The sequence below is a fragment of the Psychrobacter sp. APC 3281 genome, assembly GCF_030407815.1.
Classification (GTDB): domain Bacteria; phylum Pseudomonadota; class Gammaproteobacteria; order Pseudomonadales; family Moraxellaceae; genus Psychrobacter.
This window is the reverse complement of sequence record NZ_JASDCS010000003.1, coordinates 147562-162242: the sequence shown is the minus strand read 5'-3', so window position 1 is coordinate 162242 and position 14681 is coordinate 147562. Positions and strand designations below refer to the sequence as shown.

Here is a 14681-nt window from a genome sequence, read left to right as displayed (position 1 = left end):
CTGTTCAATTGGTATTAAAAATGAGCGTTTAAAATTACTCGCCAAATGCTAATGTTGCTTGCTTAGGTGCATTTTTAGAAGCAATGACCCATAGTAAGCTAAGTACGATTGCTGAACCGATGAAGATCATAATTGATGAAGATATGGCACCTGCATGCGTATAATCCATAGACATCGAGTGATCCGTCATCGTCATTTCCATCGCGGCTATACCAGTGTAATGCATACCACAAACTGCAAGACCCATGATGAAGGCACTACCAAAACGCTGTAATGTACCACGTAGATTGAATGCTAACCATAGCGCAGCGATAGCAGCTGCAATAGCAATCACAATTGATAAGATAAGCAGCGGTATATTGTATGACATGGTAGCGTCCATCTGCATGGAGGCCATACCGGTATAATGCATAGCTGCAACACCCAGTCCAGTAAGCACACCACCACCGATTAACTTAGCAACGCTTGGTTCACCGCGACCTACGATGACAATACCGACTGCAACGAAACAAATCGCGAGTAGCATTGAAACAATCGTCAGACCCAAGTCATAAGTCACAGGCATTTTCATATCTACTGCCATCATACCAATATAATGCATAGACCAAATCGCACCACCGATAGCAATCGATGATAGCGCTACCCAAAAATACAAATCCGTTCCTGGCTTAGCAGAAGGTACTCGAATGGCAAGGTTTAAGCCAACATAAGAACCAAATACTGCAATGGCGTATGAGACCAACACCAAAAGTAAGTTATATTCAACTTCCATCATTTTTTTGCCTTTTATCTATCATAAGAATTGAGTCAAATAACGTTACTTTTATTGCAACACGGTGCGTCATTCGCTCGTTGATTTTTTTTGCATAGACATGAAATTATCTACACACAATTTTTCCTACCCAATGGTAAACTCACAAATATTGGTACTACCGGCGCCGCAGTTAGTCTCTTCAACTTGAACCACATCTATAGCAGGGTTGCTTGCCAAAAAGCCTTCTATATAGCCCACAATAAAATGACATCCTGAGTGAGTATGATCTGACGACTTACAGAACGGACATTTGATTAAATAGATCACATTGTTTTTTGCTTTAACTTTAGACAGACCTTTCAGTGCTGGCACAAGCTCACGAGTGATCGTAGTAGGCATCTTCAGTGGACTGCCAAGTGAATAATCACGCTGGTAAATACCGCCGCCAACCTTACGACCCAACTCTTGCAATGCCGTCACACGTCGCTCAATAGGTAAACTATCTTCATACTGGCTGACAATATCTGCTATTTTAGGGTAATAAGCACCAATGGCTGATAAGACACTTTTCTCATCCAATGTCTTTTTTGCAGGGGCAACTGACGATTCGCCTTCTTCTTCTATTTCTAGATTAAAAAGCGTACAACCTTCAATTGAAGACAAGTCATCGATTAGATCTTCCTGCGTTTTAGAGCCTAGGCTTCTTGCGATCACATGAATGATATTACCACCATTCTCTGAAGGTTCTTGCTTTTGGGAGACTAGCTGATAACCTGCTTTGATAAGCGGCGAAATAACATTGACCAGACGAATACGTTCAGAAGACGTTTCTAATGCACAAGAGAATTTCACAGAGCACTCCTTTTCTTAAAATACTGCTACGCTTTCTTATATCAAGCTATCTAGATAAACTAATGTGAATAACGTTTCAAAGGTCCACCAACTGACTTTCTCACAATATAAAAAATATTCAGACATCAACCACACAATAGTTTTTGTATATCTTTTATATTATAAGAAATGAAATATATTCAGTAGATGAAACTTCGACTTTTATAGTTATTAAGCATACAAGTGCTCTAACTACTAGAAATTCATTAATCGAGAAACAGTAACAAGCTTGAAAATAAGATTAGAATTAATAGGTTTAAATCAAATACTATTTTCAGACTTTACAGATAATATTTGGTCACAGTAGAGTTACTAAATAGCAATAGATTTTGACTGTATTATCACCGGAATCCTGTTTTGTAGCAATACACTATATGGCTTTGTCCGATAAGTGGCTTCATTAGCCGACAAATGGCTAGACTGTAAAACTTCATCATTATTTCCTAAAAGTAATTAATTATTAAAAGGAATTCCGAAATTATTTAAACCTATATATCTTGATATATCTATTATGCAATTAATCTTAACTGTATATTAAAACCCCTATTAATATTTTCTCTTTGTAGAATGATAGGTTCAAAATAAAATCAAAACCCTTTGTGTAGTCAAACTTTAGTCTCAAGGATAAAATCATTAAACAATAAAATAATTATAATCGCGCAAATAAACTAAGGAAATGTGATGTCGAAGCAAGTCGAATTAGTGCTAGGAGCCAATACGGTTATCGAAAATCCAAAATGCTCGATCGCATTTTCTACTACTAAACCATTAGAGTTTGGACAGCAGCTTGGGCTATTATGGTTGCCATTAGATGCCCACCGTAAAGCAGTTTGTAGTCCTGCTTATTTACATGAGTCTAAAGACTGGGCTCAGCTCGATAACAAGGATAATCCAAGCGCATGGCAGTTAGATTTACCCCAGTTATTTGATACACTTGGCGTTAATTTCTTACAACTGATTGCTTATGTTTATCATGAGCCAAGCCTAAACTTGCCAGCGGTAGAGTTAAATGACGTAAGCCTCACGCTCAACAACGGGGATGTTCGCTATAACTTCACAACGAACGAGCGGCATGTCAAAGCGGCGATTATATTAGAAATATATCAACGTAATAGACATTTCAAATGTCGTGCGCTTGGCGAGGCATCAACCCAAGGCTTAGCGAGCCTTGAACATCATGTACAGGTTAGTCTGGATATTCGTCCACCTAGCACACATACACTTATTCAAGAAGCACAACAGCAGCAGCGTACTCAACCAAACAACGAAGCTCGCCCTCCCCGTCATGTACAAGCAGGCGAGACTTGGACAGGAACAGCGTTTGCTATTGATCCCTATCATCTGCTGACCTGCTATCATGTGATTGAGTCAGCAGCAATGATTGGCATACGTCAGCAAGGTCAGCCTGATCGCGAGGCACAAGTCGTATTCAGCGATATCGGAAGCGACTCAGCCATTATTAGAGTTAGCGATCCTTTGCCTAGCTACCTCCCATTGGCGCAGCAATGTGTTGATATATTGGGTGAGACCATTACCACACTGGGGTTTCCGTTATCAGGACTGAGTAGCCAACTGCAAGTCACCCAAGGCTGTATATCAGGATTGACAGGTTTAAATAACGATATCCGTCATATACAATTCACTGCACCCATTCAGCCTGGATCTAGTGGTAGTCCTTTATTATTGCCGACTGGAGAGGTCGTCGGTATGGTCACATCCAGTCTGGTTCATGAACATGCACAAAATATGAACTATGCGGTGAAATTTCAGTTATTATCTGCCCTACTGGCGAGCGCTGGCATCAGTTTGGAGAACACGTCTGATTTGACCAATGCTACGCCTCTTACCACACCTCAGCTAAGCAAGCAAAGTCGCAGTGCCCTATGGCTGGTTGGCTGTCAGGGTTAAGAAATCTATACGATATATAAATAAAAGCGCCAAGGAATATGAATGTTAAATGAGCAACACAGTACGACCATCACCCTACCCCGTGGTACGCTAGATCTGACTTATCAAACTAACTCAGCCACTAATAAATCAGTCACTAATAAAAATGGCGCAGAACAACACGCCCATTATCAGTTAGAAGATTTGCTAGGATTTGCCCAGCGTATTAATCCAAAGCGTGCGTTTTTGTTTGTCTCAAAAGTACTAGGTCGTCATATTCCCGTTGCGCCAAGCACTATGCGAGAGGCATTTACTGATTTAGCTGACTTAGTGCCTAGTGACTTGGCCGAGCCAGTGCTAGTCATTGGTATGGCAGAGACCGCTGTTGGTCTATCTGCTGGCGTCCATCAAGCATTGCAAACGCGCTATCCTCAAGCGCTGCTATTAAACTCTACGCGTCATGCACAGCACAATGAAAGTAGTGATCCAAATGGTACCAAATCCTTGCTGACGACATTTTGTGAAGACCACAGTCATGCGAGCCAGCATTTGATTTATCAGAGCAAAGATAGCGTTACTCAAGCGCAGCTCCTGGCCAGTAAAACACTGATTATGGTCGATGATGAAGCCTCAACGGGCAATACCTGTGTGAATGTCGTCACTGCCTTACGTGAAGCAGGACTGAGCCAGTTAGAGCAAGTGCATCTAACAACATTGGTAGACTGGTCATTAGATCAAGAAACATCTAATCCACAGTCAGATGCTAAGCCTACACGTATGGCCGATCGTCTCGCTGGTATTGAGTTTCATCGTCATCATTTACTGTCTGGCGCATGGCAATGGACTGATGCACCCAATCCTGAACCTATTACAATGCCATCTGTTGATACTACTGCCGCTGGTAGTCAGGCGCTCGGTGATACGGGCAACTGGGGGCGTTTTCCAACGCTAGACAGTACAGATGGGTTTGCTAACTATCTTTCAAGTTTTCAGAGTGCATTTACGCGCTTCGATGGCCAAGAAAACTTTGATGTTACTCAGCTACCAAGAAAAATCTTAGTCTTGGGCAGCAATGAGTTTGTTTGGTTGCCGTTTCTATTGGCTGAATGGCTTGAAACAGAGTCCGGCAAGCTCAACGAAGATACAGCGTCCATGGTTAATTTTAGCGCATTAACCCGCTCACCGATTGCGCTTGGTGGAGCGATTACCACGATGCTGAGCTTTAGCGATAATTACGGGCTTGGTATGACCAACTTTGCTTATAACGTTGAGCCTAGTGATTGGGATTTGATTGTGTTGTGTATAGAAACATCAGCTGATAGTGTGGATGCTATGTGGCGAGGTTTAGATAACGTGCTGGTGGTGGGCCCTAGTCTTTAAATTGCTCTCTAACTTTCAAACCTATTATTTACGGACGACACCATGACTACCTCATTTTTTAAAGCCAACCCAGATATCATCAAGCCTTATGCCTTGATGGATTTAGACGATACGTTATTCCAAACCCAGCGTAAAATTGATGCATGGGACTTACCCACTACTGAGCGTGAAACTTTGGTTTGTGCGACGGTCAATAAACAAGACGAGCCTTTGAGTTTTATGAGCCAGCGCCAAGCAACCTTTTTTAATTGGTTGCTTGCTAGTACTGAATTAATCGTAGTAACGGCACGGGATCGTAGTGAAATAAAACGTGTGAAGCTGCCTTTTGATAGTTGGCAAGTATTAACTCATGGGGCGATTATTTTAACGTCTGACGGAGCGCTGCTAAGCAGTTGGCAGCAGCATATGTATAGTAAGCTCGCGCCATTGCAAAATAAGCTTAATAAGTTAAGCGAATTATTTGCCAGTCATAGTCAAAGCGAGCAAAGTCATTTAGTATTCACACCGCATATCGATAGCTTTAACAATGGTTCTGTTGATGAAGAGCTAACCATTTATCTGGCTGTCAAACATGCGCAGAAAGATCATCAAGCGCTCGTAGATTTAGCTGAGAAACTGCCCACTCTGATACGTGATTTTGATCAAGATTTCTATGTGCATGTGAATGCCAATAACCTAGCGATATTGCCCCATGCGGTTCATAAGCGTCATGCGGTACAGTTTTTATTAGAGCATCATTTAGACCATCAGCGTCCCAGTTTTGGTTTTGGTGATAGCTTAGCTGACCTGCCTTTCTTACAGTTATTAGACTGGTACGGTATGCCCAATCATGGCCAATTGCATGAGCAATACCCGTCTAAATCGTCAGGCTAAACCATCAGCTTAAACAACAGCCACGCAAATCCACTGTTATCATTCCGAGTGCTATTATTCATACTATGACTTTTCCTAATATACAGATAAAAAGAGCCGATTTAAAAAACTATGGCTCAGGCAGCTATCTTGCAAGCGATGTCACTGTCCTACTCGATATGGTAGATAAGGACGCGGTTACCGATGTGCCCGTCAGTCAAAAAGAAGCACTTATCCAAAGTGGACAACGCCATTACTCTGACATGTTGACCTTAGAGCAAGCACCTACTGCAATGCATGAGCAGCTATACATACAAGCATTAGAGCAAGGCTCAACAAGGACCGCGACCGATATCGCTCATTTGTCTCATACGCTACATCATGTGTTCCAGCAGAATGTGAGTGATGAGCACCCACTGGTTTTGGTCAGTTTGGTGCGAGCTGGTCTACCGATTGGTGTGTTATTGCAACGTGCGCTGTCGGATACAGACAGTAGCTATCACTTGCCAAGTGTACATTATGGCATCAGTATTATTCGGGATCGTGGTCTTGATCCAGTGGCACTGCAAATGCTACTAGAGGCTTATCCAAACAGTCCAGTCGTATTCGTCGATGGCTGGACAGGTAAAGGTGCTATTTATCAAGAATTGGCTCGTAGTCTAGAGACGTTTAGCGATTCTACTCATGTTAATTTTGCCAACATTTTTCATCAAGGCACTGATGTCATTCCGCTACTGACCCTTGCCGATCCTGCTGGTGTTGCTTGGATGGCGGCTAGTGAAGAAGACTGGTTGATCCCATCGGGTTTGTTAAATAGCACCGTATCAGGATTAATTTCACGTAGCTTGTATACAGAGCCTTCATCAGGTCTGCATCGCAGTGTCTTTTATGATGATTTAATTGAGGTAGATCACAGTTTGGCATTTATTGAGCGTATCGATGCCGTGAGACGTTCATTGGCTACCACTCTAGCGCGTTTACCGATTTACCAGCAGCCACGCTACCAGACTGCGGCGTTGATAGAGACGTTGGCCGCAGACTATAAGATTATCAATCGTAACCGTATTAAGCCGACTATTGCTGAGGCAACACGTGCCATATTACGCCGTGATCCCGAACGTATATTGCTCGCCACTGCTGAGCACCCTGATACCGTACTGCTACGCCATTTATGTGCACAACGAAATATCACTATCAGTGTATTAGGTGATAAAATACTGCCTTATCAAGCCATCACGCTTATCAAGCAGCGCTCCCAAGACACTTAATACATTTAACGGTATTAAATACTTTCTTTTCCGTTCTCTTATACCCTCTACTTATGATGCCAATTATGTCAGATATGCTAAAAACCGAGTCAGACCTTTACAATGATACCCAATCTTATGCGCATCTGATCACTGAGCGTCATGCGATGGTCAAACCGCACACGCACCATCCATATCAGCTCGGTGCTAGCTTATACATGCCTGCGACTCGCCAAGATATTTGGCAAGTCATCAAGCGAGATAAATTACCGACGATTAATAGTATTATTATCTGTCTAGAAGATGCGGTCAGTCAGCAGGATGTTGAGTTAGCGCTTGAGCGTTTGCGAACCCTTCTGGAGACATGGGCAGAACATGTGAATAGCATCAATGCGCCATCTAAATCAGCGAAAATTCATGCTCAACACCCGACACGTCCACTGGTCTTTATACGTCCACGTAGCCCAATGATGCTACAGCAACTGGCTGACTACACCCATATTGACCTTATCGATGGTTTCGTTATGCCAAAAGTCGATATGTATAGCCTATCTAACTGGCGCATGGCTTGTCAGAACCTAAAAGTAGATCAACTACTTATGCCGACGCTCGAAACCGCAGCGCTGTTTAATCCGCATCACAATCAGGAGCTTGCCATCGCTTTTAAAGAAGCGTTTAGCCAGCCAGTTTTTGCATTGCGTATCGGTGGAAATGACTTGTTCGCAGCATTGCGCTTACGTCGCCCAAAAAACAGTATTGTCTATGACTCGCCTATCGGTACGTTGGCTTATCAAATGCTTGGCTGTTTTGTGCCGCATGGTTTTTATCTTACCGCGCCAGTATTTGAATATTTGGATCAGCCGACACTGTTTATGCAAGAGCTAAACCGAGATGTCAGCTTAGGGATGGTGGGCAAAACTGTCATTCATCCAAGCCAAATCGCCCTAGTACAGCAAGCTTACTGTGTGCCATTGAGTACATTGGATGAAGCACAAGCGATCCTTCACACTGAAGCCAAAGCAGTATTTAAGTACAATAATACGATGCTAGAGCCTGCGACGCACCGTGCTTGGGCGACTGAGATTGTCAATCGTGCAGAAGCCTTTGGAACTATTGATGATGGACATAGCCAGTACAGCTCACGAATGTAACTGTTATCGCTGATATAGCTAGCTGTCTGCTACTTAACAACTTGCACCATACAAAAAGCCGCTATCAAATAATAGGTAGCGGCTTTTTTATATAGATATTTGCTTAGGGTTCTGTATAGATATGAGGCTTTAAAGCTCTCGAACAGTATCTACATTAAGCACAACTTTCCAAAAACTGACGGAGGACTTGGTTCACTTGATCAGGCTCTTCTACTGTCGATGTATGACCCGCACCTTTGATAATAGCAAGCTTGGACCCAGCGATAGCAAAATGCATGCGTTCAGATTTGGCATAAGGCGTGGCAGCATCTTCATCACCTACCACAATTAGTGTTGGCGTTGTAATCTCACCCAGCTGCTCATAAGTACCTGTACGCTCAATCACGCCCATTGTTGCTTTGACCACGCCGCCCTTGCGATTGCTTTGTAGCATCGTTAGCCACTGCTTACGGTCAGATTTGCGTAACTTATCTGCCAAGAAAGTACTGCCAAACATGATTGGCATCACCTTATTACTCACACGCTTCATACCTAGCCAGCGAATCGCTTTAACCAGCTTACGATACTGAGGTATGTTTTTTGGATCTTCAGGGTCAGCAGAGGTTTCTAACAGCGTCAATGACAACAGCAACTCAGGGCGTTTGAGCGCGATACGTTGAGCCACGAACCCGCCCATAGATAGCCCAACAAAGTGACACTTATCAATACCAAGCGCTGCAAGCAAGCCAAGCGTATCGTCAGTCAGCGTCTCCATATCATAGCCAGACTTAGTAACCTGCGACTGACCTTGCCCGCGAAAATCAAAAGCAATACAACGATAGTCTGTTTGAAAATGCTCTACTTGCTTATCATACATCTGTGAGCTCCACAGTAGACCGTGAGCAAATACGATAACGGGCTTTTGCGTGTCGTTCGGTGCACTGTCTTCGTAATAAATATCAGCGTTATTTACAGTGATAGTTGGCATAACCACATCCTTGTTTGATCAATGAAAAGTTCGAGCGTACCCTTGTGTCTTTTACGACTCTTTTACGCTCAACCTGGCATATTAGCATAATCCATTAGCCCCTTAGGTCATAGCCTTTTTACGAGCCAGTCGTTTTGTCTCATTAGCTAGCATCAGCTTTTACAATAGAATAGTAAAGTTTACCAGTATGTAGATGTGTCTTAAGCGCCCACAAAACATGCTTTTATAATCGTAGCAAGCTGCTATAGTAATCAGCATTGAACCATTTTTACCTTTATCTCAAAGTATTGTCATTGATACAGAATATTAAAACAGTCATTTAAAATAAGGAAATCTCAAATGTCACAGTCTCTCGTCGATTATCAAGTTGCAGAGCACATTGCTACCATTACCTTTAACGATCCAAAAAGCTTAAATGCCTTTGGCACACCCTTAAAAAACCAAGTCTTGATAGCGCTAGATAAAGCGGCTGCAGATGATCAAGTACGAGTGATTATTTTACAAGGGGCTGGTGGTAACTTCTCAAGCGGCGGCGATATTAAAGAGATGTTGTCTGAAGGATTAGACAAGGATATTGTTTCAAAAAAATTAAGAGGTATGGTAGAAGGTGCAGGCGAAGTCAGCTTAAAATTGCGTCATATCCATAAGCCGATTATTGCCAAACTAGAAGGTGCCGTGGCAGGTGCTGGCATGAACTTGGCACTCACTTGCGACTTCCGAATTGCCGCAGACAATGCGAAGTTTGTACAAGCGTTCGTTAATATTGGCCTAGTGCCAGATGCAGGTGGTATTTACTTATTAAACCAATTGGTTGGTGCCGCAAAAGCCACTGAGCTTGTGATGTTGGGTGATAAGTTAAAAGCCGAAGACATGGCACGTTTAAATCTAGTGAACAACGTGGTAAGTGTTGACGAGCTAGAAGCCACCGTACAAGCATTGGCGCTACGATTGAGCCAACTACCAGGCAAAGCGTTGGCCGCTATGAAAGAGAGTTTCAATGTACACGCCTTCTCTGGTTTGAGCGCGGCGTTAGATACGGAAGTAGAGCAACAGACCGTAATGGCAAAAACTGATGACTTTATCGAAGGGGTTAGCGCCTTTATAGCGAAGCGTAAACCTGTTTATCAAGGTAAGTAAATAATGCTGTAGCATAATAAATTTGAATAACTGCAACGATTCTATTGAATAGTATCATCGAAAAAGCTGCCCATATATAGGCAGCTTTTTTTGTTCAAGGCCTTTAGTTAAGAGGCATTCGCGGATTTATAGTGATAAGGTAAGGTAAATATCTTGTCAAAAATCAGAGTAAACGTAAACGTATAAACTAAGAAAAATAGCAGTAGCGCCACTTCCATCATAAAGGCTTTTACTAGACCAACATCGTACCAAATCATATATAGTGGCAAGCAGATTAATACCAGCCCACCTTCAAAACCAAAAGCATGAGCACTGCGTATCCATAATGTGCGACGTACAATGCGCTTGCGACGTTCCCACGCTTCAAAAGCGGTATTATATATAAAGTTCCAAATGATGGCAGCCAGCGATACCATCATCGCGACAGGCAACGATTCTGACGCATCACTGTTGCTGAGTTTCATCAATATAAGGGTAGATAAGATAATCGCGATAATTTCGAAAGCGGTCACATAAATTAAGCGACGTTTAAGCGGTGATAAGGTCATCAACCAAGACTCCAAAGCACCTGTTCTTAAACAAAGAAGTGCGTATCAAAGTATCGGTCCGTCCCGAGATAGAAAAGATAAAGGAAGTGCAGAGCCACGGTTTCCGCCTGCCCCTATATTATACATAACATAGCGTAGAAAATCAGCCAGTACATTTATACAGACGTAAACAGATTTATCAAAAACCGACTTTATCCTAGGCCAGACTATTTTGCTGGCGGGCCCCATTGATTGGTTTCAGGCTTAGTATCATTAGCACAAAATACAAGAAACACAATGCCGCCTATCAGTGGTATTAAGGATATTAAAAACCACCATCCTGAGCGACCCGTATCATGTAACCTGCGAATACCAACAGCAATACTGGGTAAAGCAAGACCAAGCGCTACAACTATATAAACAGGCCCTGTTTCTGCGTCAAAAATAATTGCATCTATTATCATCGCAAAAATTGCCAAGATCATATATACCAAAGAAAAATACCAAAACTCTTTACGGCGTGCCCGACCAGAGAAATTGACATAATTTCTCATGCACTTTTTGAACCAATCAATGATTCCATAATTTGCTTCAGCATTATGATTGTTAGCCATCGTAGATCTGGGCAGTGGCGGCGGAGTCGCTTTATCAAGCTTAATATTATTTTCCATAGCGCTTTTTATCTCGGTCGTGAAAAGTAGAAATCGTCAGTGAAAATTATCAACAATTGGCTTTGATTATAGATACTCAATAAAAGTTTGTAAATGAATACTAGTTTTCTTAGAGTCATCAATAAAAAACCCCGCATCATGACGATACGGGGTTTCTTTATTTTACGTATAAAGTTTTTAGTATAAAGCTTCTAATTTTAAAAGCTTATATACTCAAGATTAGGTCAACTGAGCAACGTTAATCTTGTCTGCTTCTTCAGTATAGTCTTCCATACGGTCGAAGTTCATATATTGATAGACTTCATCGCCCATGCTGTTTAGCATACCAGCATACTGCTGATACTCATCGTTAGTCGGCAATTTACCAAGTACCGCTGCGACTGCTGCAAGCTCTGCAGACGCTAGGTATACGTTAGCGCCTTGACCTAGACGGTTCGGGAAGTTACGAGTCGAGGTCGATACCGCAGTAGATTTCGGTGCAATACGTGCTTGGTTGCCCATACATAGTGAACAACCTGGCATTTCAGTACGGGCGCCGGCTTGTGCATAGATGTTGTAGTAACCTTCTTCCATCAACTGGCGTGCATCCATCTTAGTAGGTGGTGCAATCCATAGACGAGTCTTTAAGCTACCTGCTGGTACGTCTTGTAGCAATTTACCAGCGGCACGGAAGTGACCGATGTTAGTCATACATGAACCAATGAATACTTCATCAATGGTATCACCAGCCACGTCTGCTAGCGTTTTTGCATCATCTGGATCGTTCGGGCAGCAAAGGATAGGCTCTTTGATTTCGCTCATATCGATAGTGATGTCGATAGCGTATTCAGCATCGTCGTCAGCACGCATGAGGCTTGGGTTAGCCAACCACTCTTGCATTTGCTCAACACGGCGGCTGATCGTACGCGCATCGCCATAGCCTTCTGAGATCATCCACTTAAGCAGCGTGATGTTTGAGTTTAGGTACTCAGTCACTGACGCTTCAGACAAGGTGATGGTACAACCAGCAGCACTACGCTCAGCTGAGGCATCAGATAATTCAAATGCTTGCTCAGCGGTCAAATCTTCTAGACCTTCAATCTCAAGAATACGGCCGTTGAACTCGTTGATTTTACCTTTCTTATCAACTGTCAAGTAACCTTCTTTGATCGCTTGGTAAGGGATCGCATGTACTAGGTCACGTAGCGTGATACCAGCTTGACGCTCACCAACGAAACGAACACGGACAGATTCAGGCATATCAAGTGGCATCACACCAGTCGCAGCTGCGAAAGCAACCAAACCAGAACCCGCTGGGAATGAGATACCCATTGGGAAACGAGTATGCGAGTCACCACCAGTACCAACGGTATCTGGAAGTAGCATACGGTTCAACCATGAGTGAATGATACCATCACCTGGACGTAAGCTTACGCCGCCACGGTTCATGATAAAGTCAGGTAGTGTGTGCTGAGTCTCAACGTCAACTGGCTTTGGATAAGCGGCAGTATGACAGAATGACTGCATCACGAGATCCGCTTGGAAGCCCAAACATGCCAAGTCTTTTAGCTCATCACGCGTCATCGGACCAGTGGTATCCTGAGAGCCAACCGTAGTCATCTTAGGCTCACAGTACATACCTGGACGTACGCCTGTCAGGCCACAAGCTTTACCAACCATTTTCTGGGCAAGCGTAAAGCCTTTACCAGTATCAGCTGGCTCTTCTGGCTTAGCAAAGATGTCTGAATGACCAAGACCCATGTATTCACGAGCACGGTTAGTCAAACCACGACCAACGATCAATGGAATACGGCCGCCAGCACGAACTTCATCAAGCAAAGTAGGTGAGTTTAGTGAGAACGTTGATAATATTTCATCAGAGTCATGTTTAGTGATTTTGCCTTCGTACGGATAGATGTCAAAAACATCACCCATGTTTAGATTATCAACCGCTACTTTTTCGATTGGCAATGCGCCAGAATCTTCCATCGTGTTGAAGAAGATAGGAGCGATGTTGTTACCTAATACTAAACCGCCACCACGTTTGTTTGGCACGTTAGGAATATCTTCACCCATCAGCCACAGTACTGAGTTGGTCGCAGACTTACGGCTAGAACCCGTACCAACCACGTCACCAACATAAGCGAGTGGATGGCCTTTTTCTTTTAGCGCTTCGATCTGCTTCATTGGACCGACAACGCCCTCTTCGTCAGCATTGATGCCGTCGCGAGAGTTTTTGTGCATGGCTAGTGAATGCAATGGGATATCAGGACGGCTCCATGCGTCTTGCGCAGGTGATAAGTCATCCGTGTTGGTCTCGCCAGTTACTTTAAACGTCGTGTAAGTGGTTTTCTTTGGTACTTCAGCACGGTTCAAGAACCATTCTGCGTCAGCCCAAGACTGAATTACTTCTTTAGCAATAGTGTTGCCAGCTTCAGCTTTTTCAGTCACGTCATTGAACGCGTCAAATACTAGCAAAGTTTTCTTTAATGCTTCAGCAGCGTCTTGTGCAACTTCGCTATCATCTAGTGCAGCAACTAGTGGCTGAACGTTGTAGCCACCTTGCATAGTGCCTAGAATTTCAACAGCTTTTTGCTTGCTGATAAGTGGTGATGATGTTTCACCCTTTAAGATAGCGGCCAAAAATGCCGCTTTAACGTATGCTGCTTGGTCAACACCAGCAGGGATACGGTTTTCTAATAGGTTCATCAAGAACGCATCTTCGCCTGCAGGCGGGTTCTTTAATAATTCAACCAACTCTACTACTTGTTTCTCATTTAGTGGTAGGGGTACAGTTCCTAGCTCAGCACGTTCTTCGACATGTTTACGATAAGCTTCTAACACAATAGTCGTCCTCGTCAGTTGGGGTGTAGCACATTACGTGGGTAGTCAGTATGACTGCCTGCGTCTATATACTATATGAAATAATTATCCGTGCAATCATAGCTTAAAACGCTTTAAATGTTAATGGCTCAGCTCTGAAAAGGCGCATAGTAAGGCCATATTGAACATTTATTATAAAAATAGTGCCATCAATAATATGATTGTAGCGCTCATTATAACTGGCATTTGCCTGATTACGCTTATCAATAAGCGCTTGCTTTATGACTGAGCAGACACCATATGACTGATATACGATTTTGTAAGAAACAACTTCGATAAAATTTCGCTTAAAAAAATGTAGCAACTTAGATTTATTAATAGTCGATGTATTAACAGTCGATTTGGTAAAAACATT

12 protein-coding genes are annotated in these 14681 nt (G+C 42.9%); 6 read left to right on the top strand and 6 right to left on the bottom strand.

Going from position 1 to position 14681, the window contains the following annotated elements:
• Window positions 1-34 precede the first annotated feature (34 nt).
• Together QL886_RS03190 and QL886_RS03185 are read right to left on the bottom strand one after the other, a co-directional pair.
• Entirely contained in the window at window positions 35-775 is a 741-nt protein-coding gene (locus QL886_RS03190; RefSeq protein WP_165596807.1) for an MHYT domain-containing protein, read from the bottom strand.
• 123 nt (window positions 776-898) lie between these two features.
• A complete protein-coding gene (locus QL886_RS03185; protein ID WP_290177619.1) occupies window positions 899-1606 on the bottom strand; it encodes a hypothetical protein in 708 nt (235 codons plus the stop codon).
• A gap of 720 nt (window positions 1607-2326) precedes the next feature.
• Here QL886_RS03185 and QL886_RS03180 point away from each other — a divergent pair.
• From QL886_RS03180 to QL886_RS03160, 5 genes are all read left to right on the top strand, one after another.
• A complete protein-coding gene (locus tag QL886_RS03180; RefSeq protein ID WP_290177618.1) occupies window positions 2327-3553 on the top strand; it encodes a trypsin-like peptidase domain-containing protein in 1227 nt (408 codons plus the stop codon).
• A 42-nt stretch (window positions 3554-3595) separates the two neighbouring features.
• Window positions 3596-4912: a phosphoribosyltransferase domain-containing protein gene (locus QL886_RS03175; protein ID WP_290177617.1), complete on the top strand. Its 1317-nt coding sequence runs from the start codon at window positions 3596-3598 to the stop codon at window positions 4910-4912.
• 42 nt (window positions 4913-4954) lie between these two features.
• Complete coding sequence (locus tag QL886_RS03170; RefSeq protein WP_290177616.1) at window positions 4955-5785, top strand: HAD hydrolase family protein; 831 nt, start codon at window positions 4955-4957, stop codon at window positions 5783-5785.
• A gap of 65 nt (window positions 5786-5850) precedes the next feature.
• Window positions 5851-7032: a cysteine protease StiP domain-containing protein gene (locus QL886_RS03165; protein WP_290177615.1), complete on the top strand. Its 1182-nt coding sequence runs from the start codon at window positions 5851-5853 to the stop codon at window positions 7030-7032.
• A gap of 65 nt (window positions 7033-7097) precedes the next feature.
• Window positions 7098-8162 carry an HpcH/HpaI aldolase/citrate lyase family protein gene (locus QL886_RS03160; protein WP_228153145.1) on the top strand — a complete coding sequence of 355 codons (1065 nt, stop codon included), beginning with the start codon at window positions 7098-7100 and terminating at the stop codon, window positions 8160-8162.
• A 154-nt stretch (window positions 8163-8316) separates the two neighbouring features.
• Here QL886_RS03160 and QL886_RS03155 read toward each other — a convergent pair whose 3' ends face one another.
• Window positions 8317-9129 (bottom strand): alpha/beta fold hydrolase, encoded by an 813-nt coding sequence (locus QL886_RS03155; protein WP_290177614.1) that lies wholly within the window; start codon window positions 9127-9129, stop codon window positions 8317-8319.
• 339 nt (window positions 9130-9468) lie between these two features.
• On the opposite strand from QL886_RS03155, the gene QL886_RS03150 reads away from it, so the two are divergent.
• A complete protein-coding gene (locus tag QL886_RS03150; RefSeq protein ID WP_290177613.1) occupies window positions 9469-10266 on the top strand; it encodes an enoyl-CoA hydratase-related protein in 798 nt (265 codons plus the stop codon).
• Window positions 10267-10373: 107 nt separating this feature from the next.
• On the opposite strand, the gene QL886_RS03145 is transcribed toward QL886_RS03150, so the two are convergent.
• The 3 genes from QL886_RS03145 to acnB all read right to left on the bottom strand — a co-directional run bounded on the left by QL886_RS03145 (window position 10374) and on the right by acnB (window position 14287).
• On the bottom strand, window positions 10374-10814 hold the full coding sequence (locus tag QL886_RS03145) for a PACE efflux transporter (protein ID WP_290177612.1): 441 nt from the start codon (window positions 10812-10814) through the stop codon (window positions 10374-10376).
• A 206-nt stretch (window positions 10815-11020) separates the two neighbouring features.
• Window positions 11021-11464, bottom strand: coding sequence for a DUF805 domain-containing protein (locus QL886_RS03140; RefSeq protein WP_257019962.1), 444 nt, complete (start codon window positions 11462-11464; stop codon window positions 11021-11023).
• A gap of 219 nt (window positions 11465-11683) precedes the next feature.
• Window positions 11684-14287 carry a bifunctional aconitate hydratase 2/2-methylisocitrate dehydratase gene (gene acnB / locus QL886_RS03135; protein WP_290177611.1) on the bottom strand — a complete coding sequence of 868 codons (2604 nt, stop codon included), beginning with the start codon at window positions 14285-14287 and terminating at the stop codon, window positions 11684-11686.
• Window positions 14288-14681 lie beyond the last annotated feature (394 nt).

Excerpts from the sequence above, each read along its gene's own strand:
- QL886_RS03190 (WP_165596807.1), bottom strand. The coding sequence starts at position 775 with ATGATGGAAGTTGAATATAACTTACTTTTGGTGTTGGTCTCATACGCC.
- QL886_RS03180 (WP_290177618.1), top strand. The coding sequence starts at position 2,327 with ATGTCGAAGCAAGTCGAATTAGTGCTAGGAGCCAATACGGTTATCGAA.
- QL886_RS03175 (WP_290177617.1), top strand. The coding sequence starts at position 3,596 with ATGTTAAATGAGCAACACAGTACGACCATCACCCTACCCCGTGGTACG.
- QL886_RS03170 (WP_290177616.1), top strand. The coding sequence starts at position 4,955 with ATGACTACCTCATTTTTTAAAGCCAACCCAGATATCATCAAGCCTTAT.
- QL886_RS03165 (WP_290177615.1), top strand. The coding sequence starts at position 5,851 with ATGACTTTTCCTAATATACAGATAAAAAGAGCCGATTTAAAAAACTAT.
- QL886_RS03160 (WP_228153145.1), top strand. The coding sequence starts at position 7,098 with ATGTCAGATATGCTAAAAACCGAGTCAGACCTTTACAATGATACCCAA.
- QL886_RS03155 (WP_290177614.1), bottom strand. The coding sequence starts at position 9,129 with ATGCCAACTATCACTGTAAATAACGCTGATATTTATTACGAAGACAGT.
- QL886_RS03150 (WP_290177613.1), top strand. The coding sequence starts at position 9,469 with ATGTCACAGTCTCTCGTCGATTATCAAGTTGCAGAGCACATTGCTACC.
- QL886_RS03145 (WP_290177612.1), bottom strand. The coding sequence starts at position 10,814 with ATGACCTTATCACCGCTTAAACGTCGCTTAATTTATGTGACCGCTTTC.
- QL886_RS03140 (WP_257019962.1), bottom strand. The coding sequence starts at position 11,464 with ATGGAAAATAATATTAAGCTTGATAAAGCGACTCCGCCGCCACTGCCC.